Source organism: Pseudomonas flexibilis (assembly GCF_000806415.1).
Taxonomy (GTDB): Bacteria; Pseudomonadota; Gammaproteobacteria; order Pseudomonadales; family Pseudomonadaceae; genus Serpens; species Serpens flexibilis.
Genome location: NZ_JTAK01000002.1, coordinates 747,250 through 770,488 on the forward strand (window position 1 = coordinate 747,250; position 23,239 = coordinate 770,488).

At 68.6% G+C, this 23,239-nt stretch carries 17 protein-coding genes; 8 read left to right on the top strand and 9 right to left on the bottom strand.

Features of this window, described 5'->3' with window-relative positions:
* The gene (locus tag PT85_RS07275; RefSeq protein WP_407681075.1) at positions 1-966 is read right to left on the bottom strand and encodes a DUF1853 family protein; all 966 of its coding nucleotides are present in this window, start codon (positions 964-966) and stop codon (positions 1-3) included.
* 104 nt (positions 967-1,070) lie between these two features.
* Here PT85_RS07275 and PT85_RS07280 point away from each other — a divergent pair, with 104 nt between their 5' ends.
* From PT85_RS07280 to PT85_RS07310, 7 genes are all read left to right on the top strand, one after another.
* Positions 1,071-1,961, top strand: a complete 891-nt coding sequence (locus PT85_RS07280; protein WP_027589621.1) for an NAD(+) kinase — start codon at positions 1,071-1,073, stop codon at positions 1,959-1,961.
* Positions 1,961-2,935 (top strand): metallophosphoesterase, encoded by a 975-nt coding sequence (locus PT85_RS07285; protein WP_039561744.1) that lies wholly within the window; start codon positions 1,961-1,963, stop codon positions 2,933-2,935. The genes PT85_RS07280 and PT85_RS07285 overlap by 1 nt, the downstream gene beginning before the upstream one ends.
* Positions 2,932-3,789 carry a rhomboid family intramembrane serine protease gene (locus PT85_RS07290; protein WP_027589623.1) on the top strand — a complete coding sequence of 286 codons (858 nt, stop codon included), beginning with the start codon at positions 2,932-2,934 and terminating at the stop codon, positions 3,787-3,789. The genes PT85_RS07285 and PT85_RS07290 overlap by 4 nt, the downstream gene beginning before the upstream one ends.
* A gap of 95 nt (positions 3,790-3,884) precedes the next feature.
* On the top strand, positions 3,885-4,157 hold the full coding sequence (locus tag PT85_RS07295; protein WP_027589624.1) for a YeaC family protein: 273 nt from the start codon (positions 3,885-3,887) through the stop codon (positions 4,155-4,157).
* Positions 4,157-4,987, top strand: a complete 831-nt coding sequence (locus tag PT85_RS07300) for a DUF2797 domain-containing protein (RefSeq protein ID WP_039606292.1) — start codon at positions 4,157-4,159, stop codon at positions 4,985-4,987. The genes PT85_RS07295 and PT85_RS07300 overlap by 1 nt, the downstream gene beginning before the upstream one ends.
* 57 nt (positions 4,988-5,044) lie before the next feature.
* A complete protein-coding gene (gene pepN, locus PT85_RS07305) occupies positions 5,045-7,702 on the top strand; it encodes an aminopeptidase N (RefSeq protein WP_039606293.1) in 2,658 nt (885 codons plus the stop codon).
* A 330-nt stretch (positions 7,703-8,032) separates the two neighbouring features.
* A complete protein-coding gene (locus PT85_RS07310; RefSeq protein ID WP_039606294.1) occupies positions 8,033-10,045 on the top strand; it encodes a methyl-accepting chemotaxis protein in 2,013 nt (670 codons plus the stop codon).
* Between the two features lie 3 nt (positions 10,046-10,048).
* Here PT85_RS07310 and PT85_RS07315 read toward each other — a convergent pair whose 3' ends face one another.
* The 8 genes from PT85_RS07315 to PT85_RS07350 form a co-directional block, all read right to left on the bottom strand.
* Complete coding sequence (locus tag PT85_RS07315) at positions 10,049-10,807, bottom strand: SDR family NAD(P)-dependent oxidoreductase (protein WP_027591900.1); 759 nt, start codon at positions 10,805-10,807, stop codon at positions 10,049-10,051.
* A gap of 167 nt (positions 10,808-10,974) precedes the next feature.
* Positions 10,975-11,430: a hypothetical protein gene (locus tag PT85_RS07320; protein WP_407681076.1), complete on the bottom strand. Its 456-nt coding sequence runs from the start codon at positions 11,428-11,430 to the stop codon at positions 10,975-10,977.
* Positions 11,431-11,477: 47 nt separating this feature from the next.
* Positions 11,478-13,109: a BatD family protein gene (locus PT85_RS07325; RefSeq protein ID WP_039606295.1), complete on the bottom strand. Its 1,632-nt coding sequence runs from the start codon at positions 13,107-13,109 to the stop codon at positions 11,478-11,480.
* Complete coding sequence (locus PT85_RS07330; protein ID WP_039606296.1) at positions 13,109-14,809, bottom strand: VWA domain-containing protein; 1,701 nt, start codon at positions 14,807-14,809, stop codon at positions 13,109-13,111. The genes PT85_RS07325 and PT85_RS07330 overlap by 1 nt, the downstream gene beginning before the upstream one ends.
* Positions 14,806-15,825, bottom strand: coding sequence for a VWA domain-containing protein (locus PT85_RS07335; protein ID WP_039606297.1), 1,020 nt, complete (start codon positions 15,823-15,825; stop codon positions 14,806-14,808). The genes PT85_RS07330 and PT85_RS07335 overlap by 4 nt, the downstream gene beginning before the upstream one ends.
* Positions 15,818-16,300 carry a DUF4381 domain-containing protein gene (locus tag PT85_RS07340; RefSeq protein ID WP_027589687.1) on the bottom strand — a complete coding sequence of 161 codons (483 nt, stop codon included), beginning with the start codon at positions 16,298-16,300 and terminating at the stop codon, positions 15,818-15,820. The genes PT85_RS07335 and PT85_RS07340 overlap by 8 nt, the downstream gene beginning before the upstream one ends.
* On the bottom strand, positions 16,297-17,238 hold the full coding sequence (locus PT85_RS07345) for a DUF58 domain-containing protein (RefSeq protein WP_027589688.1): 942 nt from the start codon (positions 17,236-17,238) through the stop codon (positions 16,297-16,299). The genes PT85_RS07340 and PT85_RS07345 overlap by 4 nt, the downstream gene beginning before the upstream one ends.
* A complete protein-coding gene (locus tag PT85_RS07350) occupies positions 17,238-18,200 on the bottom strand; it encodes an AAA family ATPase (RefSeq protein ID WP_027589689.1) in 963 nt (320 codons plus the stop codon). Before PT85_RS07350 ends, PT85_RS07345 begins: the two co-directional genes overlap by 1 nt.
* A 184-nt stretch (positions 18,201-18,384) precedes the next feature.
* On the opposite strand from PT85_RS07350, the gene PT85_RS07355 reads away from it, so the two are divergent.
* The gene (locus tag PT85_RS07355) at positions 18,385-23,205 is read left to right on the top strand and encodes an NAD-glutamate dehydrogenase (protein WP_039606298.1); all 4,821 of its coding nucleotides are present in this window, start codon (positions 18,385-18,387) and stop codon (positions 23,203-23,205) included.
* The last annotated feature ends 34 nt before the right edge of the window (positions 23,206-23,239 follow it).

A 23,239-nucleotide genomic window follows, 5' to 3' on the forward strand; every position in this document is an offset into this window, starting at 1 on the left:
TCAGCCGCCGGCCTGGCCGTTGAGCGGCCAGGCGTCGGGCATCAGAAAGACTCGTTCCGCTTCCTCCCACACGTCCGTGCGCGCTTCCCGCAGGCGTACCAGCAGTTGCGCCGGCGCCGTGCGCGGCAACTGTTCCAGCCAGTCGTCAAAGTGTTCGGCCGACCACACCTCCGCGTGCGGCAGTTGCGCAGTGGCCAGCCAGGCCTGGCGGGGCAGCGGCTGCCAGGGGCCTGGCGCGCTGTCCGCGCGCAACGCGGTGAAGCGCTCGCGCGTCAGCCAGTATCCACGGCAGTGCAGCGGGTGTGCGCCCGCCGGCGCGGCGCAGCCGTCCGGCCAGGGGTAGAACAGATAACCGCCCAGCCAGAATTCAGCCTGGACGTCGTCCGGCCGCAGATCGGCCAGGGCCAGCTTGCCGTGGCGGCTGCTGGAGAGTGGCAACTGGTGGCTGGCCAGGTGATCCAGCTTGCGGTCCAGACGATCCTCGCTGCCCGGGCCCAGCCACTGGGCCGTGTCATGGCCGTTGCCCTGCCGCGGGCCCAGGTAGAGTTTGACCGCCAGTTCCAGGTGGTGGACGCCATCCTCGTCGCGCAGCAGCAGGTCCAGCTCGCCCAGGGTGCGGCCACCCAGGCGGATCGGCAGGTTGCAGGCCAGCAGCAGGATGCCGGGCGCGGCCTGCAGGGCGAACTGCCAGAGTCGCTCGTAATACAGGCCCAGACGCCGCAGCGGGCCGCGCGCCAGCCATTCCAGCAGGACGGCGGGCTGCTCGTCGAGGCGCAGCAGCCAGTCGGCCAGTCGCCCCGGCTGGCGCGCCCAGCCACTGCCGGCCAGCGGATGGCGCTGCGGCCATTCGGTCTCCGCCAGCAAGGGTGGCGATAGCAGCGTCCAGGCCAGGTCGCGGACCACGGGCTGGCGCAGGCGGGGCAGCAGGTCGGTGAGTTCGAGGAAGGGATGCATGGTGTCGAGCATAGTTGCGCTGTGCCCGGCGAATGACAAGGTCGGCACGAGGGCTGCCCCTGGCAGCCGCTTTCGCCCATAATTGCCGGCACTTTGGCGCGGCGAACAGGAGTCCCATGGAGCAGTTTCGTAATATCGGCATCATCGGCCGCCTGGGCAGTTCCCAGGTCCTGGAGACCATTCGCCGGCTCAAGCGCTTTCTGCTCGACCGCCACCTCAATGTGATCCTTGAAGAGGAAATCGCCGAGGTGCTGCCCGGACACGGCCAGCAGGTCTGCTCGCGCAAGAACCTCGGCGAGGTCTGCGACCTGGTCATCGTGGTCGGCGGCGACGGCAGCATGCTCGGCGCGGCGCGCGCCCTGGCGCGCTACAAGGTGCCGGTGCTGGGCGTCAACCGCGGCAACCTGGGCTTTCTCACCGACATCCGCCCGGACGAGCTGGAACAGAAGGTCGCCGAGGTGCTGGACGGCCAGTACACCGTGGAGAGCCGCTTCCTGCTGGAAGCCGAGATGCGTCGCAACGCCGTGCCCATCGGCCAGGGCGACGCCCTCAACGATGTGGTGCTGCACCCCGGCAAGTCAACGCGAATGATCGAATTCGAGTTGTACATCGACGGCCAGTTCGTCAGCAGCCAGAAGTCCGACGGCCTGATCATCGCCACGCCCACCGGGTCCACCGCCTACGCGCTGTCCGCCGGCGGGCCGATCATGCACCCCAAGCTGGACGCCATCGTGGTGGTGCCCATGTACCCGCACACGCTGTCCAGCCGGCCGATCGTGGTGGACGGCAACAGCGAGCTGAAGGTGGTGGTATCGCCCAACCTGCAGATCTACCCGCAGGTGTCCTGCGACGGCCAGAACCATTTCACCTGCGCGCCGGGCGACACGGTGACCATCTCCAAGAAACCGCAGAAGCTGCGTCTGATCCATCCGCTGGACCACAACTACTACGAGATCTGCCGTACCAAGCTGGGCTGGGGCAGCCGTCTGGGTGGTGGTGGCGAGTGATGCAGTTCGATCCCGCGCGCGGCTACGACATCATCGGCGATGTCCACGGCTGCGCCGAAGCCCTTGAGCAACTGCTCGAACGCCTCGGCTATCGCCTGCAGGACGGCGTGTGGCGACATCCGCAGCGCATGGCGCTGTTCCTTGGCGACATCATCGACCGTGGCCCGCACATCCGCGAAGCGTTGCACATCGTGCGCGACATGGTCGAGGCTGGGCAGGCGCTGTGCATCATGGGCAACCACGAGTTCAGCGCGCTGGGCTGGGCTACCCCGGCGCCGCCCGGCAGCGGCCGGCTGTTCGTCCGTGAACACGTGCGCCGCCACGCCATCCTGCTGCAGGAAACCCATCGGCAGTTCGAGGCCTACCCCGCCGAGTGGCAGGCGTTCCTCGACTGGTTCCAGGACCTGCCGCTGTTCCTCGACGCCGGCGCCTTCCGCCTGGTGCACGCCTGCTGGGACAGCGAGCTGATCGACATGCTGCGCGTGCATTTTCCCGAGGGGCGGGTCGACCGCGCCTTCGTGCGTGCCGCCGGCCGGCCGGAGAGCTTCGCCGCCCAGGCGTTCAACCGGCTGCTGCGCGGCCTGGACATGCGCCTGCCGGAGGGCGTGGTACTGACCAGCCGCGAAGGCTTCCCGCGCACCTTCTTCCGCACCAAGTTCTGGGAGGAGGACCCGCAGACCTACGGCGACATCGTTTTCCAGCCCGAGCCGCTGCCCCAGCACGTTGCCAGCACGCCGCTGACCCCGCATCAGAAGCGCGAATTGCTGCGCTACGGGCCGGACGAGCCTCCGCTGTTCATCGGCCACTACTGGCGCGACGGCCGACCGGCGCCGATTCGCCACAACCTGGCGTGCCTGGACTACAGCGCGGTGCTGGAAGGTCGCCTGGTGGCCTACCGCTTCGACGGCGAGCATCGGCTGCATGCCGACAAGTTCGTGTGGGTCGAGGTGGATAGCCTGGGGGCGCCGCGATGAGCGCCGTGGCGGTGCTGCGCCTGCCGCTGGAGACCGATCTCAGCGGCTTCCTGGCGCTGTTGAAACGGATGGGCGTGCCTTGTCGGGTCAGCGAGGAAAGCGGCCAGCAGGTGCTCTGGGTGCCGGACACGCTGGCGGCCCAGGTGCGCGAACTGTACGCGCGTTTCCCGCAGGGCGATCCTGATGCGCCCATCGAGGGCGAGGTCGTATCGGCAACGCCGGTGCGCCGCTTCGGCAGCCTGCGCGAGGCACCGTTCACCGCGCTGATGCTGTTGCTGACCCTGGTGGTGTTCGCCATCACCTGGGGTGGCGAGAACCTGGAGACCATCCGCTGGCTGAGCTTCGCGGATTACGGCATCACCGAGGAATACCTGTACTTCGCCGACCTCGGCCACACCCTCGACAGCGGCCAGTGGTGGCGCCTGTTCACGCCGATGCTGGTGCACTTCGGCTGGCTGCACTTGGCCATGAACAGCCTCTGGTACTGGGAGCTGGGTCGGCGCGTCGAGGCCCATCAGGGGCGCTTCGCCTTGCTGGGCTTCACCTTGCTGTTCGCCCTGGTGTCCAACCTGGCGCAGTACGTGTTCGGGGGTGTGGGCATCTTTGGCGGGTTGTCCGGCGTGCTCTATGGCCTGCTCGGGCACTGCTGGCTGTACCAGAAGCTGGCGCCCAATCCCGCCTACCGGCTGCCGCCGGGTGTGGTGGGGCTGATGCTGGTCTGGCTGCTGGTGTGCCTGTCCGGGCTGGTCACTGCCCTGGGCCTGGGCGCCATCGCCAACGCCGCCCACGTCGGCGGCCTGCTGATCGGCTGCGCCACCGGGGTGCTGGGCGGCTGGCTGGCGCGCCGGCGCTGACTCGCCGCTTCTGTGGGAGCGGGGCGGTTCGCGCTTTTCCCTTAATCCTCCCGCCCCGCTAGAATGGCCGGCGTTTCACTTTCCCGGAGTCGGCCATGTCGTCCTTTATCGAAGCCATCGAGAACATCACCCCCGAGATCTACCAGAACCTCAAGCAGGCCGTGGAGCTGGGCAAGTGGCCGGATGGCCGCAAGCTGACCCAGGAGCAGAAGGAAACCTGCCTGGGCGCGATGATCGCCTGGGAGCTGAAGAACCTGCCCGAGGAAGAGCGCACCGGCTTCATGAACGGCCAGGAATGCGGCTCGAAGAGCAAGAAGGCTGCCACCGAAAGCGATCTGTTCGCCCCGGCGTCCGGAACCCGCCACTGATGGTGGAACTCGGACGCGGCGCGCTGGACAAGATGGCCGCGCGCCTGGATGCCCCGGTGCAGTACGCCTTTCGCCTGGGCGACCTGCAGGTGCCGGTCAATCCGCTGATCGGCAAGACCCTGCGCCTGGAATACCTGGGCGCCATCCACTGCAGCCACTGCGGTCGCAAGACCAACAAGAGCTTCAGCCAGGGCTACTGCTACCCCTGTTTCAAGAAACTCCCCCAGTGCGACCTGTGCATCGTCAGCCCGGAGAAGTGTCATCACGAGCTGGGCACCTGCCGCGATCCCGAATGGGGCACGAGCTTCTGCATGACCGATCACGTGGTCTACCTGGCCAACTCCTCGGGCATCAAGGTCGGCATCACCCGCGCCACCCAGCTGCCGACCCGCTGGCTGGACCAGGGCGCCACCCAGGCGCTGCCGATCCTGCGCGTGGCCACCCGGCAGCAGTCCGGGCTGGTGGAAGACCTGTTGCGCAGCCAGGTGCCGGACAAGACCAACTGGCGGGCGCTGCTCAAGGGCGACGCCGAACAGCTGGACCTGCCGGCCATTCGCGACCAGGTGTTCGCCGCCTGCGCCGACGGTATCGGCCAGCTGCAGCAGCGCTTCGGCCTGCAGGCGATCCAGACCGTGCCGGATGCCGAGGTGCAGACCATCCGCTATCCCGTCGAGGCGTACCCGGGCAAGATCGTCACCCACGATCTGGAAAAGACCCCGCGGGTCGAGGGCACCCTGCTGGGCATCAAGGGTCAATACCTGATTCTGGATACCGGCGTGATCAACATCCGCAAGTTCACCGCCTACACCGTCGCCGCCAGCTGCGCGTAACCCTGTTTCTTCGACCCGCCGGGTCCGGCGGGTTTCGCGAACATGATTGAGGTTTCCATGCGTACCGAACAGCCGAACACCATCTACCTCAAGGACTATCAGGTTCCCGACTACCTGATCGACGAGACCACCCTGACCTTCGAGCTGTACGAGGATCACTCGCTGGTGCATGCCCAGCTGGTGATGCGTCGCAACCCGCAGGCCGGAGCCGGGCTTCCCCCGCTGGTGCTGCACGGTCAGGAGCTGGAATTGCTCAGCCTGAGCCTCAACGATCGCGAACTGGGCGCCGGCGACTACCAGCTCACCCCGGCTAGCCTGACCCTGCAGCCGGACAGCGCCAGCTTCACCCTGGACAGCACGGTGCGCATCCATCCGGAAAGCAACACCGCGCTGGAAGGCCTGTACAAGTCCGGCACGATGTTCTGCACCCAGTGCGAGGCCGAGGGCTTTCGCAAGATCACCTACTACCTCGACCGCCCGGACGTGATGAGCAGCTTCACCACCACGGTCAGTGCCGACAAGCAGCGCTACCCGGTGCTGCTCTCCAACGGCAATCCGGTCGCCGCCGGCGACGGCGAGGACGGCCGCCACTGGGCGACCTGGCAGGACCCGTTCAAGAAGCCGGCCTACCTGTTCGCCCTGGTGGCCGGCGACCTCTGGTGCATCGAGGACAGCTTCACCACGATGAGCGGCCGCGACGTGGCCCTGCGCATCTATGTCGAGCCGGAAAACATCGACAAGTGCCAGCACGCCATGGACAGCCTGAAGAAGTCCATGCGCTGGGACGAGGAGGTCTACGGCCGCGAATACGACCTGGACATCTTCATGATCGTCGCGGTGAACGACTTCAACATGGGCGCCATGGAGAACAAGGGCCTCAACATCTTCAACTCCAGTGCCGTGCTGGCCCGCGCCGAGACCGCCACCGACGCCGCCCACCAGCGCATCGAAGCCATCGTCGCCCACGAGTACTTCCACAACTGGTCCGGCAACCGCGTGACCTGCCGCGACTGGTTCCAGCTGTCGCTCAAGGAAGGCTTCACCGTGTTCCGCGACGCCGAGTTCAGCGCCGACATGAACTCGCGCACCGTCAAGCGCATCGAGGATGTGGCCTACCTGCGCACGCACCAGTTCGCCGAGGACGCCGGCCCCATGGCCCACCCGGTGCGCCCGGACGCCTACATGGAGATCTCCAACTTCTACACCCTGACCGTGTACGAGAAGGGCGCCGAAGTGCTGCGCATGATCCACACCCTGCTGGGCGCCGACGCCTTCCGCAAGGGTTCGGACCTGTACTTCCAGCGCCACGACGGCCAGGCGGTGACCTGCGACGACTTCATCAAGGCCATGGAAGACGCCAGTGGCATCGACCTGACCCAGTTCAAGCGCTGGTACAGCCAGGCCGGCACGCCGCGCCTGCAGGTCAGCGAGGCCTACGACGCCGCCGCCCAGACCTACACCCTGACCTTCGCCCAGAGCTGCCCGGCCACCCCCGGCCAGGCGGAGAAGCAGCCGTTCGTGATCCCGGTCGCCTTGGGCCTGCTGGACGCGCAGGGCAACGACCTGCCGCTGCAGCTGGCCGGCGAAGCCGCGGCCCAGGGCACCAGTCGCGTGCTGTCGGTCACCGAGGCGCAGCATTCGTTCACCTTCGTCAACGTGGCCGAGAAGCCGCTGCCCTCGCTGCTGCGCGGCTTCTCCGCGCCGGTGAAGATGAGCTTCCCGTACAGCCGCGACCAGCTGATGTTCCTCATGCAGCATGACTCCGACGGCTTCAACCGCTGGGAGGCCGGCCAGCAGCTGGCCGTGCAGGTGCTGCAGGAGCTGGTCGGCCAGCGGCAGCGCGGCGAGGCCATGGTGCTGGATCAGCGCCTGATCGCCGCGCTGCGCACGCTGCTGGAAAACCAGCAGCTGGATCAGGCCATGGTCGCGGAGATGCTCAGCTTGCCGAGCGAGGCCTACCTGGCGGAGATCAGCGACGAGGCCGATGTCGACGCCATCCACGCCGCCCGCGAGTTCGTGCGCCAGCAGATCGCCGAGGCGCTGTACGAGCCGCTGTGGGCCCGCTACCAGGCCAGCCGCGAGCAGTCCCGCCAGACCCCGTATGTGGCCGAGGCGGGGCAGATCGCCCGCCGCAGCCTGCAGAACATCGCCCTGAGCTACCTGATGGAAACGGGCCGCGAGGAAGTGCTGGCCGCCTGCCTGGAGCAGTACGAACACAGCGACAACATGACCGAGCGTCTGCATGCGCTGGCGGTGCTGGTCAACTCGCCGTTCGAGGCCGAGAAGGCCGGTGCGCTGGCCAAGTTCGCCGAGCACTTCAAGGACAACCCGCTGGTCATGGATCAGTGGTTCAGCGTGCAGGCCGGCAGCCCGCTGCCCGGCGGCCTGTCCCGTGTGCAACAGCTGATGGCGCACCCGGCGTTCAACCTGAAGAACCCCAACAAGGTGCGCTCGCTGATCGGCGCCTTCGCCAACCAGAACCACGTGAACTTCCACGCCCTGGACGGCAGCGGCTACCGCTTCCTGGCCGATCAGGTGATCGCCCTGAACGGCTTCAACCCGCAGATCGCGGCCCGCCAACTGGCGCCGCTGACCCGCTGGCGCAAGTTTGCACCGGCCCGCCAGGCGCTGATGCGCGGCGAGCTGGAGCGCATCCTGGCCAGCGGCGAGCTGTCGCCGGATGTGTATGAAGTGGTGAGCAAGAGCCTGGCGTAAGCGGGCGTTGCTGCACCCAAAGGCCGCCCCGGGCAACCGGGGTGGCCTTTTGTTTGCACGGCCGTCCTGCTGCCGACATGCCGCGGTGCGGGTGCCATGGTGGACAAGGAAAGCGTTGTCCACCCTACGCCTTTCTGGCCGTCGGGGCCCCGACTCTGATGTATTCGGCAAACTGGGGTGCGGTTTTTCTGGCGCCTTTTTTCCGTCCTTGATCGGCATCATGGAGGCGGGCGCCCGCCAACCGATAGCGTTGCGCCACCTTCCCGACTTCATTAGTCAGCTTGGTAATTCGGGGGAGGCGAGCGAATTGCCAGGCCGTGAGATCGTGCGATGAGAAGACTGTTCCGGCCCGCCGAGGCCCTGATGAATCGCCTGAAGTACCCCCTCAAGTTCCTGGCCATGGGGCTGCTCATGGTGCTGGCGCTGGCCGCCATGCTGTGGGGCATCGCCCGCCAGCAGCAGGCGACCATCGAGCGCGCTGAACAGGAGCAGCGCGCCGCCGAGCTGGCCCGGCCGCTGTCCGAACTGGTGCGCCTGGCGCAGCAGCAGCGCGGTCTGTCCGCCCGTCTGTTGGGCGGCGACGGCGGCGCCGAGGCAGCCCTGCGCGAGGTGCAGCGCGGCCTGGGCAACGGCCTGGCGCAACTGGAGGAGCGGCTCACTCCGGCCCAGCGCGACGCGCTGGCACGTATACGCACGGAGTGGCAGCGCATGGTCGCCGAGCAGCCTGGCTGGAGTCGCGAACAGAGCTTCGGTGCGCATAGCGCCCTGGTGGATGAGCTGCTGCGCCTGCAGGCACGCATCGCCGATGACCATGGACTGACCTTCGACCCCGAGGCAGACACCTACTTCCTCAAGGCAGTGGCGGTGGAGCGCCTGCCGTTCCTGCTCGAGCGCTTCGGGCGCCTGCGTGCGCTGGGTTCCGGTGTGCTGGCGCGCGGCGAGGCGAGCGCCGAGGAACGCGGCATGCTGCTGGTGCGGGTCGACGAGATCAGCACTGGCCTGCGCGATATGCAGGACAGCCTGGACAAGGTGATCAACCTGCACCCGAATCTGCGTGATCGCCTGCAGCGTTCGCTGTCTCGCCTGCGTGAGCGCGGCGGCGAGATCGAAAGGGTGGTGCAGGGCCTGGTCTACCAGGGCGAGGCCTCAATCAGCAGCGAAGCCTTCTACCGGCTGGCCACTGAGACGGTCGATGAAGGTTACCGGCAGATGTTCGAGGTGCTGTTGCCGGAGCTGGACCATCTGCTCGCCGAGCGCAGCGCCCAGGCGCGCGGCGAGCTGTTGCGCAACCTGGCGGTGTTCCTGGGGCTGCTGCTGGTGGTGGGCTACCTGGCGACGGGGGCCTACTGGTCGGTGCTGGGCAGTGTGATCCACCTGCGCGAGGGCAGCGAGCGGCTGGCCGCCGGCGACCTGACGGTGCGTATCCATCTGGAGGCACGCGATGAACTGGCGCAGGTGGCGGGCAGTTTCAATCACATGGCCGAATCCATGGCCCAGCTGATTGGTGGCATCAAGGGCCATTCGGATCAGGTGGCCGACGCCGCGCACCAGCTGGCGGCGGCCTCCGGGCAGATCCGCGTGGCGACCCAGCAGCAGAACGATGCGGCCTCCAGCATGGCGGCGGCGGTGGAACAGATGACCGTCAGCATCGAGGACATCAGCCGCAACGCCGCCAGCGCCGACGAACTGGCCAGCCGTTCGGGTCAGCTGTCGCGCCAGGGTGGCGAGATCGTCGCCTCGGTGGTCGGCGAGATCGGCGGCATCGCCGACTCGGTGGCCCATTCGGCGCGCACCATCGACGCGCTGGGCGAGCGCTCCGGCCAGATCGCCAGCATCGTCGACGTGATCGGCAACATCGCCTCGCAGACCAACCTGCTGGCGCTCAACGCGGCCATCGAGGCGGCGCGCGCCGGCGACAAGGGCCGCGGCTTTGCCGTGGTCGCCGACGAGGTGCGCCAGTTGTCCGAGCGCACCGCCGAATCGGCGCGGGAAATCGCCGACATGGTGCGCTCCATCCAGGACGGCATCCACGGGGCGGTGACCAGCATGGAGCAGGGCGTGGAGCGGGTCGGCGAAGGCGTCGGCCGGGCGCGACGCGCCGGCGAGGCCATGCAGCAGATCAGCGAAGCCGCCCAGCAGGTGGTATCGCGCGTGGCGGAGATCTCCCATGCCCTCAAGGAGCAGAGCAGTGCGTCCGGGGAAATCGCCCGCCAGGTGGGGCTGATCGCCCGCATGACCGGCGAGAACGACGAGGCGGTGGCCAGCAACCACCAGACCGCCGGGCGGCTGGGAGAGCTGTCCACCGCCCTGCAGGGCAGTGTCGCGCGCTTCCGCGCAGCGTAGCGGTCAGTCTCGGTCGACGGCGAACCCCGCCCAGGCCTGGCGGGTGGGCATCACTTCCAGGAAGTTGATGTTGATGCGGTCCGGCAGGTTGGCCACGTAAAAGATCTGCTCGGCGATGTCCTCGGCGGTCAGCGGCGTGGTGGTGTTGTACAGGCGGTCCGAGGCCGCCTGGTCGCCCTTGGTGCGCACCAGGGTGAACTCGGTTTCCGCCATGCCCGGGGCGATGTCGGTGACCCGCACGCCGGTGCCCTGCAGGTCGCAGCGCAGGTTGTAGCTGAACTGCTCGACGAAGGCCTTGGTGGCGCCGTACACGTGGCTGCCAGGGTAGGGCCACTGGCCGGCGGTGGAACCGATGTTGATGATGCTGGCACCGGCGCCGGTCTCGATCAGGGTTGGCAGCAGGGCGTGGGTGACGTTGACCAGGCCCTTAACGTTGGTGTCGATCATGGTGTGCCAGTCGGCCAGGTCCACGTTCTGGGCCGCCTGCGGCGCCAGGGCCAGGCCGGCGTTGTTGAGCAGCACACGCACCGGGCGGAAGGCGGCCGGCAGAGCCGCGACCACGGCCTGCACCGCCTCGGCGTCGCGCACGTCCAGCGCGGCGATGTGCACCGGTACCTGTGCGCCGAGTTCTTCCTGCAGCGCTTGCAGGCGTTCGACGCGGCGCCCGGTGAGGATCAGCGACCAGCCTGCGGCCGCGAAGCGGCGCGCGGCGGCGCGGCCGAAACCGGAGGTGGCGCCGGTGATGAAGATGATCTTGGACATGGGAGATAAACCTCTTTTTTCTGAAAACCTGCGGGCCTCCGTGCCGAACCCGTAGGAGCGACTTCAGTTGCGAGCCCCTGGGTGGGGTCGCATCAAAAACCGCGGCTGAAGCCGCTCCTACAAAAGCCGGACGAAGCCCCGCGAAACCGCAACAGACGACCGGGCTCCTACAGCAGCGCCAGATCGTCGTGGATCAGTACGCAATGGCGGCCGGCGTCATCTTCGTGGCAGGCGTACAGGTAGTACATGGTCACCTGGCCGCGTTCGTTCACCACGGCCACATAGTCGCCCGGCTCGGGGGTGAAGAACTGCGAGGTGCTGGGTGCGGCGCAGCATTCGATCAGCGCGGTGACGAACTGCTCGGGGTCCTCGTCGCCGAAGAAATCCTCCAGCTCGGCCTCGCCCCAGTGGGCCGGCGCCTGAAAGGGGCCCTGGAAGAGGATGCGCGCATCGCCGAGGTCTTCCTCTTCGGTGTCCGGATCATCCTCCTCGGCGGAGCGATACAGGGTGCAGTCGCGGGCGTCGGCGCTGTCCAGCACCTGCTGGCGGGCCTGCAGGCGCTTGGCGGGGTCCAGGCCGTCGGCCTCGCACATCTGGGCCCAGAGGGCGTCGTCAGGGTTCACGAATCATTTCTCCATCATTGCCCAGGTGCAGGCGGCACCCGGTCGGGTCATCGGGGGTATAGCGGTGGCAGTCCACCGTTGCCATTGCTTACGGGCGTGCCATCCGGCCGGGGCGGCAGGTCGCGGATGGCCTGCCACAGCTGCTGGCCGTCCCATTGCTGGCCGCTCTCGCCGTACAGCACGCCATTCAGACCATCTAGGGCATCGGACAGCGGCACACAGCGGGCGGCCATCTCCGCCAGGGTTTCCGGCTGGGCGCGGGCCCAGGCATCCAGCGCCTGGCGGGTCGCCTGCGGATCGTTGGCCTGGCAGGCGCGCCTCAGCTCATCGAGCAGGCTGCGCGCGTTCGCGGCGCTCGGCAGCGTACGCGGGATCGCCGGCTGGCGGCGGGCATGCCACCAGAGGGAAAAGCCGAGCAGTGTGGTCAGGCCGAGCACGGCGGTGCTCAACTGCCAGGGCCACAGGCGTGCGGCGGAAGCGTCCGTTTCGCCTGAGGCCGCTGGGGCTTCCAGCAGGGGGTCGGCCTGCACGCTGAAGTGGCGTGCCGGCAGCGTGGCCCGTTCCAGGCGGTCACTGGCCAGGTTCCACCAGACCACTTCCAGCGCGGGGATTTCCAGCTCGCCCGCCTGGGTGGGCACCAGCGCCTCACGCTGTTCGCGCAGACCGGTCAGGCCCGTCTCGCCCAGGGTGCTTTCCAGCCGTGGCTGATCGGGATAGCGGCGCAGGCCGGGAACCTCGGCGAGCGGCAGGGGCGGCAGCTGGGAGCTGGCCAGGCCCTCAGCGCGCAGGGTCAGGGTGCGGGTCACCGAGTCGCCGACCTTGAGCGGTTCGCTCGTCTCGCTCCAGCTTTCCGCCAGTGTCAGGGCGGTTGCCGGCAGCCAGGGCGTGTCGGCCGGGTACTCGGCGGGAATCGACTTGACCTGCAGGGGAATCACCGGCGAGCTCACCTGCACGGTGCGCCCGCTGCGTGGGCCGAACGGGTTGAAGGTGTCCGGATCGTTGCGCTCAACCAGGGTGGCGCTGAACACCTGGGCGGGCAGCTCCAGTTCCCCGCTGCGCAGCGGATGGATGGCGTAGCGCACCTCGATGACGCCGTGGCGCACGCCGTTGACGCGTGTCTCGTAGGTGCGCGGCTTGCCGAGCTGCTCGATGCGCGCCTCCGGGGTCTGCAGCGGGGTCAGGGTGCTGTCGTCGAACAGCGACACGGAATGGTAGATGCGCAGGGTCAGCACCGCTTGCGCCTGCACATAGACACTGTCGCGGTCGAGATTCGCGTCGATGAACACCGGCATCAGCCGATCCCCTCCGGCGTCCGGCGTGCTGGCCTCGCTGACTTGCAGGGTGATGGGCGCGGACACCGCCTCGCCGACGCGCAGCGGCGGAATCACCACGTACCCGGTGCGGCGCGGCAGAAGGGTGAGGATCCAGCGGGTGGCGCTGCGGCTGCCCTGATCGTCGCGGATCACCCGGTTGACCTGGCGGCTGTCGAGCACCTCGAACAACGGCAGCAGCGGGCTCAGGTCCGGCTGGCCGCTCAGCGCCAGGCCGCCCAGCTCCAGGGTCAGCTCGACGGTATCGCCTTCGGCGATCTGCTGACGGTCCACGCTGGCCATTAGCTCGTCGCCGCGCACGCCGCCACTGAGCAGAAGAAGGCAGACCAGACAGAGCGTTCGCATCATCACGGGGTTTCCTGGCGCTGTTGCTGTTCGAGGCGGAACTTGCGGCGCAGCAGTTCGGCGGGGTCATCGGGAATCTGGCGCAGCCATTGTTCCAGGGCCTGGCGGCGCTCCCGGTCGAGCGGCGCCTGTGCGGCCGTGGCGGCTGCCGGCTCGTTGCCGGTGCCCGCACCGTTCTGGCCTCCGGCAGTCGCCTCGCGGGGCGGGCTCGGCTCGCCTTGTTGCGGGTCGCCGGTCCCTTCATCGGGAGTTGCAGGCTGCTCGCCCGCGCCGCCGGTGCTCGGCGCCGCCTGGCCGCCGGGCGCTTCCCGGGGCGGCGCCGCCTGCTCCTGCTGCCGGTCGCGTTCGGCCTGCCGCTGGCGCAGCAGTTCTTCCACCTGCTGACGATTGTGGCGGGCCTGCTCGAGTTGCGGGTCGCGTTCCAGGGCCTGGTCATAGGCCAGCAGGGCCTCTTCCAGCTGGCCATCGAGGGCCAGGGCGTTGCCGCGATTGTAGTGATCGGCGGCCTGGTCGCCCTGGGCGAAACGCTCGGCGGCTTCGGCATAGTCACCGGCCAGGTACAGGGCGTAGCCCTGGCGCTGGGGGTCGGTGAAGGCCTGGGCGGCGTCCTCCGGCCGGCCTTCGGCGAGCAGGCGCTGGCCCTGCTGGTCGGCGCGCAGCCACAGGGTATCGAAGGCGGCATGGCTGGGTAATGGTGTGAACAGCAGGGGCAGGCAGAACAGCCAGCCGCGTCGACCGGCGCAGGCGGCGAGCAGCAACAGTGGCAATAACAGCCAGTAGCCCTGGTCCACCCAGTGTTCCAGCGGCAGCCGCTGACCGCTTTCCTGTTCGCTGGCCGTGGCCTCCAGCAGGCCGAGGGCCCGCAGGTCGGCGGCGTCCGGGCGCAGCGGCTGGTAGGCGCCGCCCAACTGGCGAGCGAAGCGCTGGTGGCTGGCGGCGTCCAGGCGCGGGAGCACGATGGCGCCCTGCGCGTCCTTCAGGAAGCTGCCGTCGTCCAGCACGATCGGGGCGCCGCGCGAGGTGCCCACGCCGAGGACGTCGAGGCGATTGCCGTCGAGAGGGAGGGCGGCGATGGCGGTCTGTTCCGCGTCGCTCAGGCCGCTGGTCAACAGCAGCAGGCGACCGCTGCCCTGGCCGGCCTGCTCCAGCAGGGCCAACGCGCGGGCCACGGCCAGGTCGGCACGCTGGCCGGGTTCCGGCATGATCGACGGTGTGAGCGCGCCGAGCAGGTTGAGGGCGGTGGCCAGGTCGTCGGAAAGCGGCACCAGTACGTGGGCGCTGCCGGCATAGACAACGATGCCGGTCTGCGCGCCGCGCCGTGCCTCCAGCAGGTCGACGAGGGTGCGTCTTGCCTGCTCCAGGCGAGTGGGCGGCAGGTCGGTGGCCAGCATGCGCGGAGTCAAGTCGAGGATCGCCACCAGCGCATCGCCGCGCGTCGCCGTCGCCTGTTCCATGCGCTGCCAGCTCGGGCCGAGCAACGCCAGCAGCGCCAGCAGCCAGGCCAGGCCGAGGGCCAGCCAGGGCAGGCGGCTGCTACGGCCTTGGTTGCCGGCCAGCAGCAGGGCATGGAAGGGACGCGGCAGCAGCAGCTGCCAACGCGCGCTGCGCCGCTCGCGGCGCCACAGGCGCCAGAGCAGCCAGGCGCAGGGCACCAGCAGCAACAGCCAGGCAGGACGCAACAGGGTCGGCCAGAGCTCGGTCATGGGCGCGACCTCCGCAGCCAGTAGGGGGCCATGCCCTGCGGCCGGATCACCCGCACCACCAGCAACAGGCTGAACAGCAGCGCCGCCGCCAGCGGCCAGACGTACAGCTCGCGGGTGAGGCGCGCCGGCAGGCTTTGCTGGGCCACCGGCTGCAGGCGGTCGAGGGTCTGGCCGATCTCGCGCAGCGCGTCGCTGGAGTGGGCGCGGAAGTACTGGCCACCGGTCAGTTCGGCCATCGCCTGCAGCCCCGGCTCGTCCAGATCCAGCCCCGGCGCGAAGGCAAAGATTCCCGGGCCACGGCCCTGTCCCGGCAGGGCGCCGATGCCGATGGTGTAGAGCGTCACGCGATTGTCCGCCGCCAGCTGCGCGGCGGTCAGCGGCGCCAGGCTGCCACCGGTGTTGGCGCCGTCGGTGATCAGCACCAGCACGCGGCTGTGCGCCGGCTGGTCGCGCAGACGCTTGACCGCCAGGCCGATGGCGTCGCCGATGGCGGTGTTCGGCCCGGCGATGCCGACGCGGGCCTCCTCCAGCCAGGTGCGCACGGTGCGCCGGTCGAAAGTCAGCGGCGCCTGCAGGTAGGCCTGGCTGCCGAACAGGATCAGGCCGACCCGGTCGCCACGCCGCTGCTCGATGAATTCGCCGAACAGTCGCTGCACCAGCCCCAGGCGGCTGATGGGCTGGTCCTGCCAGAGCATGTCCGGGTATTCCATGGAGCCCGAGACATCCACCGCCAGCAGCAGGTCGCGGCCACTGGCGGGAATCGGCAAGCGTTCACCGAGCCACTGCGGGCGGGTGGCGGCCAGCAGCAGGCACAGCCACACCACCATGAAGGGCAGCTGCTGGCGCCAGGCGGGCAGGCTGCTGCCACGGGCACGCTGGCCGCTGAGGTCCTGCAGCTCATCGAGGAAGCTCACCTTGAGCGCCGCCTCGCCGCTGTCGGCCGGCGGCAGCAGGGCGCGCAGCAACCAGGGCAGCGGGGCGAGCAGGAAGATCCACGGCCAGGCGAACTCAAACATGCTTGCGGATCCACAGGTCGATGGCCTGGTGCAGGGCCTGCAGCGCCTTGTCGTCGAGCTGGCAGCGCGGCCGATAGGCGCCTTCCACCAGCACCATCCAGCGGGTGAGTCCGGCGGAGGGGCAGCGGCTGTCCAGGAAGGCCAGCCAAGCGCGGCCGCTCAGGGTCTGGCACTGGCTCTGCGGGTAGCGCTGCACGCATAGGCGCTTGAGCAGCGCGTTGATTTGCTGCAGCCAGGGGCCGGCCTCGCGGCCGTAGGGCTTCTCCAGGCTGTCGAGTTCGTGCAGGGCGGCCAGGCGCAGCGGATCGAGCTGGGTGGGGCGAAGCGGGCGGCGGCGCAGGCGGCGACGCAACAGATACAGCCCCCCGACCGTCAGCAGCAGCGCCAGGGCCAGCAGCCACCAGCCGGGTGCCGGCGGCCACCAGGGCACTGGTGGCGGCGCGATGGGCGGCAGCAGGGAATCGAGGGGATTCATGGCTGGGCCTCCACCGGTGCGGTCTGGAAGTCGCGCAACTGATCGAGCAGTTCATGGCGGGTGCTCAGCGGCAGCAGCACCGCGCGCACCTTGTCCGCCAGTTGCTGCCAGCGCTGCTGGCGGGCCTCGCCGCGGGCACGGTAGGCCTTGCGCAGTAGCGGGTCGTAGGTGTCCAGCTCCAGCGCGGCGCCGCCTTGGGCGAAACGCAGCAGACCGGCGGCGGGCAGGGCGTGATCCAGCGGATCGGAGAGCGGCACGAGGATCAGTTCCACGTGCCGGCCGAGCAGCGCCAGTTGCTGTTCGGACGCGTCGTCCAGCGCGCGTTCGTCGCAGATCACCACCAGCAGGCTGCCGGGGCGCAGCACCTCGCGGGCGCGACGCAGCGCCGGGCCAAAGGTGCCCTGGGGGCCGGGCATGTCGGCGTGCAGGGCATGATTGGCATCGATCAGCCGGCTGAGCAGCTGCAGCAGGCTCTGCTTGCTGCGCCGGGGGCGCACTTCCGGGGCATCGCCGCTGCCGAACACCAGGCCGCCGATGCGGTCGTTGTGGTCCAGCGCGGCCCAGCCGAACAACGCCGCCGCCTGGGCGGCGAGCACCGACTTGAAGCGCGCGCCGCTGCCCAGGAACAGCGGGCGACTCTGCTCCACCAGCAGGTAGACGGGGCGTTCGCGCTCCTCGTGGAACAGCTTGGTGTGCGGTTGCTGGGTACGCGCGGTGACGCGCCAGTCGATGGTGCGCACGTCGTCCCCGGCCTGGTAGACACGCACCTGGTCGAAGTCGATGCCGCGCCCGCGCAGCCGCGAGCGATGCAGGCCGACCAGCGCACTGCGCCGGTAGGGCGTGGAAAACAGCTGCAGGCCGCGCAGCTGGTGGCGGATGTCCACCAGCTCGGCGAGGGTGGTGTAGGCGCCGGCGGGGCCGGGAGCCGGGCGGTCCATCAGCCCACCGCCACCACGTCAAGCACCCGCTGCAGCACCTGGTCCTGGTCGATGCCGGAGGCCTCGGCCTCGAAGGACAGGATGATGCGGTGGCGCAGCACATCGAAGAACACCGCCTGGATATCCTCCGGGCTGACGAAGTCGCGGCCGGCCAGCCAGGCGTTGGCGCGGGCGCAGCGGTCCAGCGAGATGCTGCCGCGCGGGCTGGCGCCGTAACTGAGCCAGGCGGCCAGGTCGGCGTCGAACTTGGCCGGGAAGCGGGTGGCCATGACCAGTTGCACCAGGTACTCCTCCACGGCATCGGCCATGTGCAGGGCGAGGACTTCCTGGCGGGCGGCGAAGATTGCCTGCTGGCTGATGCGTCGGTGCGCGCCGGCGTCGGCGCCGTGCAGCGCCTCGCCGCGCGCCTGCTGGAGGATGCGGCGCTCCACCGAGGCGTCCGGATAGCCGATCTTCACGTACATGAGGAAACGGTCGAGCTGGGCTTCAGGCAGCGGGTAGGTGCCTTCCTGCTCGATCGGATTCTGGGTGGCCATCACCATGAACAGCGGCGACAGCGCGTAGGTGCTGCGGCCGATGCTCACCTGGCGCTCGGCCATGGCTTCGAGCAGCGCCGACTGCACCTTGGCCGGCGCACGGTTGATCTCGTCGGCCAGCACCAGGTTGTGGAAGATCGGCCCCTGCTGGAACACGAAGCTGCCGGTCTCCGGGCGGTAGATCTCGGTGCCGGTGATGTCCGCCGGCAGCAGGTCGGGGGTGAACTGGATGCGATGGAACTCCGCCTCGATCCCTTCGCCCAGCTCCTTGATGGCGCGGGTCTTGGCCAGGCCCGGCGCGCCTTCCACCAGCAGGTGGCCGTCGGCGAGCAGGGCGATCAGCAGGCGGTCGATCAGGCGGTCCTGGCCAAGGATACGGCTGGCCATGAACTGGCGCAGGGCAAGCAGCGCTTCGCGATGTTCCATCGTCGGGGTCATCTCCGGTGGGCGAGTCCGGTCGGCTCGTCGGCAAGACCGGCACTTTAATCCAACTCGGCCGCGCTGGCACGAGGCGTCGCAACCCGGAGTGGCCACCCGTGGACTAACGTTGAACGGAAACACGGGTTCGTTACTGTCACTCTGCCACCCTGCCTGCTTCGATGGAGTTGTCATGGTCTTTTTCAGCGCGTCCGGCAAGACCGATTTTCACCAGCAACTGCGAGAAGCGCTCGCCCGGCATGTGGAGCCCGAGGTGCTTCCCCGGCTGGCGCGATTCGCCGAACAGTTCTTCGCCATTGCTCCCCTGGAGGAGCTGCTGCAGCACCGCCTGGCCGACCTGGAGGGCAGCACGCTGTCCGCCTGGCGGCTACTGGAGGCGTTTCGCGGCGAGCCGCTGGTGCGGGTCTTCAACCCCGATTACGAGCAGCATGGCTGGCAGTCCACCCACAGCGTGGTGCAGGTGCTGCACCCGGACATGCCGTTCCTGGTGGATTCGGTGCGCATGGCGCTCAACCGGCGCGGTCACAGCATCCATACCCTGCAGAACAGCGTGCTCAGCGTGCGGCGCGGCGCGGCGGGGGAATTGCTGGACATCCTGCCGCGCGGCAGCCACGCCGAGGGCGCACGCGACGAAGCCCTGATGTTCCTGGAGATCGACCGTTGCGCCAGTACCGCCGAGCTGCGCGAGCTGCAGCAGCTGCTGAGTGACGTGCTGGCCGAGGTGCGCCTGGCGGTGGGCGATTACCCGGCGATGCAGGAACAGGTCCGTCGCCTGCTCGAACATTTGGCGCAGCGGGGCGATGCGGGCGAGGGTGAGAGTGTCGGTGAGGTGCGGGCCTTCTACGAATGGCTGCTGGATCATCACTTCACCTTCCTCGGCTACGAGGAATTCCGGGTGCTCGAGGACGAGCGCGGCGCCCGTATCGAGTACGACGAGGGTTCGCTGCTGGGGTTGTCGCGGGTGTTGCGCAAGAACCTCAGCGACGAGCAGCGCAGCATCGAGCCTTCGGTGCTGGCCTATCTGCGCGAGCCCTGCCTGCTGAGTTTCGCCAAGGCTTCCCAGGTCAGTCGCGTGCATCGTTCCGCCTACCCCGACCTGGTGTCGCTGCGCATGCTGGACGACCAGGGGCGGGTGGTCCGGGAGTGCCGCTTCCTCGGCCTCTATACCTCCATGCTGTACACCGAAAGCGTCACGCGCATTCCCTATGTGCGCCGCAAGGCCGAAGCGATCCTCGGCCGTTCCGGTTTCGCCCGACACGCGCACCTGGGCAAGGAGCTGGCCCAGGTGCTCGAAGTGTTGCCCCGCGACGAGCTGTTCCAGACGCCGGTGGACGAGTTGTACGAGACCGCCATCGCCATCGTGCAGATCCAGGAGCGCAACAAGCTGCGCCTGTTCCTGCGCAAGGACCCCTACGGTCGGTTCGTCTACTGCCTGGTCTACGTGCCGCGCGACCACTATTCCACCGAGATCCGCGTGAAGATCCAGAACCTGCTGATGGAGCGCCTGAACGCCTCCGACTGCGAGTTCTGGACCTATTTTTCCGAATCGGTGCTGGCCCGCGTGCAGCTGATCCTGCGTGTCGACCCGCGCACCGTGCCGGCGTTCGACGCGCGCCAGCTGGAGCAGGAGGTGATACAGGCCTGCCGTTCCTGGCAGGACGAGTTCGCCAGCCTGATGGTCGAGCGCTTCGGCGAGGCGCGCGGCACCGACCTGCTGGCACGCTTCGCGCCCGGCTTCCCGGCCGGCTACCGGGAGCGCTTCGAGCCGCACTCGGCGGTGGCGGACATGCAGCACATTCGCAGCCTGTCCGACGAACAGCGGCTGGTGATGAGCTTCTACCAGCCGCTGGGACAGGGCGAGGGCGAGCTGCACTGCAAGATCTACCACGCCGATCTGCCGCTGCCGTTGTCCGATGTGCTGCCGATCCTGGAGAACCTCGGGCTGCGGGTGCTCGGCGAGTATTCGCACCGGCTGCGCCAGCGCGATGGCCGGGCCTACTGGATTCACGACTTCACCTTCGCGCCGCCGGCCGGGCTGGTGGTCGATCTGAAGACGCTCAACGGCCTTTGCCAGGAGGCGTTCACCCAGATCATCGCCGGCAATGCCGAGAACGACGCCTTCAACCGCCTGGTGCTCGGCGCCGGGCTGACCTGGCGGGAGGTGGCACTGCTGCGCGCCTACGGCCGTTACCTGAAGCAGATCCGCATCGGCTTCGACCTGGGCTACATCGCCGCCACGCTGAACAACCACACCGACATCGCGCTGGAGCTGGTGCGTCTGTTCAAGACCCGCTTCTACCTGGCCCGCAAGCTCACCGCGGAGGCGCTGGAGGAGAAGCAGGGCAAGCTCGAGGAGGCCATTCGCGCCGCGCTTGACCAGGTGGCGGTGCTCAACGAGGACCGCATCCTGCGTCGCTACCTGGAGCTGATCGGCGCCACGCTGCGCAGCAACTTCTACCAGACCGACGCCGAGGGTCGGCACAAGCCCTACTTCAGCTTCAAGATCAGCCCCGGCGCGATCAGCGAGATGCCCCGGCCGGTCCCGCTGTACGAAATCTTCGTCTATTCGCCGCGTGTCGAGGGCGTGCACCTGCGCTTCGGTCCCGTGGCGCGTGGCGGGCTGCGCTGGTCGGATCGCGAGGAGGATTTCCGCACCGAGGTACTCGGTCTGGTCAAGGCCCAGCAGGTGAAGAACGCGGTCATCGTGCCGATGGGCGCCAAGGGCGGCTTCGTGCCCCGCCGCCTGCCGGTGGGCGGTAGCCGCGACGAGATTCAGGCCGAGGCCATTGCCTGCTACCGGCTGTTCATCAGTGGCCTGCTGGACATCACCGACAACTACCTGGAAGGCCGCGTGGTCCCGCCGGAACAGGTGGTGCGCCACGACGGCGACGATCCCTATCTGGTGGTGGCCGCCGACAAGGGCACGGCGAGTTTTTCCGATATCGCCAATGGCATCGCCGCCCAGTACGGGTTCTGGCTGGGCGACGCCTTCGCCTCGGGCGGTTCGGCCGGTTACGACCACAAGAAGATGGGCATCACCGCGCGCGGTGCCTGGGTCTCGGTGCAGCGGCACTTCCGCGAGCGTGGCATCGACGTGCAGCGCGACAGCATCACGGTGATCGGCATCGGCGACATGAGCGGCGATGTGTTCGGCAATGGGCTGCTGATGTCCGAGCGGGTGCAGCTGCTGGCCGCCTTCAACCATCTGCACATTTTCGTCGACCCCGATCCTGACCCGACCGCCAGTTATGCCGAGCGCAAGCGGCTTTTCGAGCTGCCGCGCTCCAGCTGGGCGGACTACGACGCGGGGCTGATTTCCGCCGGTGGCGGGGTGTTCCCGCGCAGCGCCAAGAGCATCGCCGTCAGCCCGCAGATGCGCGAGCGCTTCGACATCCAGGCCGAGAAGCTGTCGCCCAACGAGCTGGTCAGCGCGCTGTTGCGGGCGCCGGTGGACCTGCTGTGGAATGGCGGCATCGGCACCTACGTCAAGGCCAGCACGGAAAGCCATGCCGATATCGGCGACAAGGCCAACGATCCGCTACGGATCGACGGTCGCGAACTGCGCGCCCGGGTGGTGGGCGAGGGGGGCAACCTGGGCATGAGCCAGCTGGGGCGCATCGAGTACTGCCTAAACGGTGGCGCCTGTAACACGGACTTCATCGACAACGCCGGCGGGGTGAACTGCTCCGACCATGAGGTGAACATCAAGATTCTCCTCAACGGCGTGCTGGTCGCCGGCGACATGACCGGCAAGCAGCGCAACCAGTTGCTGGCGCAGATGACCGACGACGTGGCGCAGCTGGTGCTGGGCAGCAACTACACGCAGACCCAGGCGCTGTCGCTGGCCGAACGCCGCGCCCGCGAGCGGATGGGCGAATACCGCCGGCTGATGAGCGACCTGGAAAGCCGCGGGCGCCTGGATCGGGCGCTGGAATTCCTGCCCAGCGACGAGCAGCTCGGCGACCGTGCGCTGACCCGGCCCGAGCTGGCGGTCCTGCTGTCCTACAGCAAGATCGACCTCAAGCAGGCGCTGCTGGATTCCAGCGTGCCGGACGACGATTACCTGGTACGCGACATGCAGCGCGCTTTCCCGCCGCAGCTGGTGGAGCGCTTCGGCGAGGCGATGCGCAATCACCGGCTGCGGCGCGAGATCGTCGCCACCCAGATCGCCAACGATCTGGTCGACCGCATGGGTATCACCTTCGCGCAACGGCTGTGCTCATCCACCGGCATGGGCGCCGCCCAGGTGGCCGAGGCCTATGTGATCGTGCGCGACGTCTTCCACCTGCCGCACTGGTACCGGCAGATCGAGTCGCTGGACTATGGCGTGAGCGCGGATACGCAGCTGGCGCTGATGGATGAACTGATGCGCCTGGGACGCCGGGCCACGCGCTGGTTCCTGCGCAGCCGCCGCCAGACCCTGGACGCTGCCCGCGATGTGGCGCACTTCGGCCCGCCGGTGGCCACCCTTGGCGTGAAACTGGACGAGCTGCTGCAGGGGGCGGCCCGCGAGCAGTGGCAGGAGCGCCACCAGGCCTACGCCGAGGCCGGGGTGCCGGAGTTGCTGGCACGCATGGTGGCGGCCAGCGACCAGCTCTACATGCTGTTGCCGATCCTGGAGGTGGCCGAGCGGACCGGTCACGAACCGCTGCTGGTGGCGCGGGCCTTCTTCGCCGTGGGCAGCGCTCTGGACCTGGACGGCTACCTGCGGCGCATCACCCATCTTGCAGTGAACAGCCACTGGCAGGCGCAGGCCCGCGAAGCCTTCCGCGATGAACTGGACAGCCAGCAGCGGGAGATCACCCTGTCGTTGCTGTCGGCCCCCGGCGAAGGCGATCCGCGCCATCGCCTGGAGAGCTGGCTGGAACAACGCCAGCCACTGGTGCAGCGCTGGGAAACGATCCTCGCCGAACTGCGCGGCGCGGGTGAAAACGACTATGCGCTGCATGCCGTGGCCAGCCGGGAGCTGGCGGACCTGGCGCGTTCGGGCTGAACGGCAGCGCCGGGCGGCCGCCCTGCAGACCCGT

What these genes read in the sequence shown, in the direction of transcription:
- PT85_RS07275 (WP_407681075.1), bottom strand. Translation starts at nt 966, where the DNA reads ATGCTCGACACCATGCATCCCTTCCTCGAACTCACCGACCTGCTGCCC.
- PT85_RS07280 (WP_027589621.1), top strand. Translation starts at nt 1,071, where the DNA reads ATGGAGCAGTTTCGTAATATCGGCATCATCGGCCGCCTGGGCAGTTCC.
- PT85_RS07285 (WP_039561744.1), top strand. Translation starts at nt 1,961, where the DNA reads ATGCAGTTCGATCCCGCGCGCGGCTACGACATCATCGGCGATGTCCAC.
- PT85_RS07290 (WP_027589623.1), top strand. Translation starts at nt 2,932, where the DNA reads ATGAGCGCCGTGGCGGTGCTGCGCCTGCCGCTGGAGACCGATCTCAGC.
- PT85_RS07295 (WP_027589624.1), top strand. Translation starts at nt 3,885, where the DNA reads ATGTCGTCCTTTATCGAAGCCATCGAGAACATCACCCCCGAGATCTAC.
- PT85_RS07300 (WP_039606292.1), top strand. Translation starts at nt 4,157, where the DNA reads ATGGTGGAACTCGGACGCGGCGCGCTGGACAAGATGGCCGCGCGCCTG.
- pepN (WP_039606293.1), top strand. Translation starts at nt 5,045, where the DNA reads ATGCGTACCGAACAGCCGAACACCATCTACCTCAAGGACTATCAGGTT.
- PT85_RS07310 (WP_039606294.1), top strand. Translation starts at nt 8,033, where the DNA reads ATGAGAAGACTGTTCCGGCCCGCCGAGGCCCTGATGAATCGCCTGAAG.
- PT85_RS07315 (WP_027591900.1), bottom strand. Translation starts at nt 10,807, where the DNA reads ATGTCCAAGATCATCTTCATCACCGGCGCCACCTCCGGTTTCGGCCGC.
- PT85_RS07325 (WP_039606295.1), bottom strand. Translation starts at nt 13,109, where the DNA reads ATGATGCGAACGCTCTGTCTGGTCTGCCTTCTTCTGCTCAGTGGCGGC.
- PT85_RS07330 (WP_039606296.1), bottom strand. Translation starts at nt 14,809, where the DNA reads ATGACCGAGCTCTGGCCGACCCTGTTGCGTCCTGCCTGGCTGTTGCTG.
- PT85_RS07335 (WP_039606297.1), bottom strand. Translation starts at nt 15,825, where the DNA reads ATGTTTGAGTTCGCCTGGCCGTGGATCTTCCTGCTCGCCCCGCTGCCC.
- PT85_RS07340 (WP_027589687.1), bottom strand. Translation starts at nt 16,300, where the DNA reads ATGAATCCCCTCGATTCCCTGCTGCCGCCCATCGCGCCGCCACCAGTG.
- PT85_RS07345 (WP_027589688.1), bottom strand. Translation starts at nt 17,238, where the DNA reads ATGGACCGCCCGGCTCCCGGCCCCGCCGGCGCCTACACCACCCTCGCC.
- PT85_RS07350 (WP_027589689.1), bottom strand. Translation starts at nt 18,200, where the DNA reads ATGGAACATCGCGAAGCGCTGCTTGCCCTGCGCCAGTTCATGGCCAGC.
- PT85_RS07355 (WP_039606298.1), top strand. Translation starts at nt 18,385, where the DNA reads ATGGTCTTTTTCAGCGCGTCCGGCAAGACCGATTTTCACCAGCAACTG.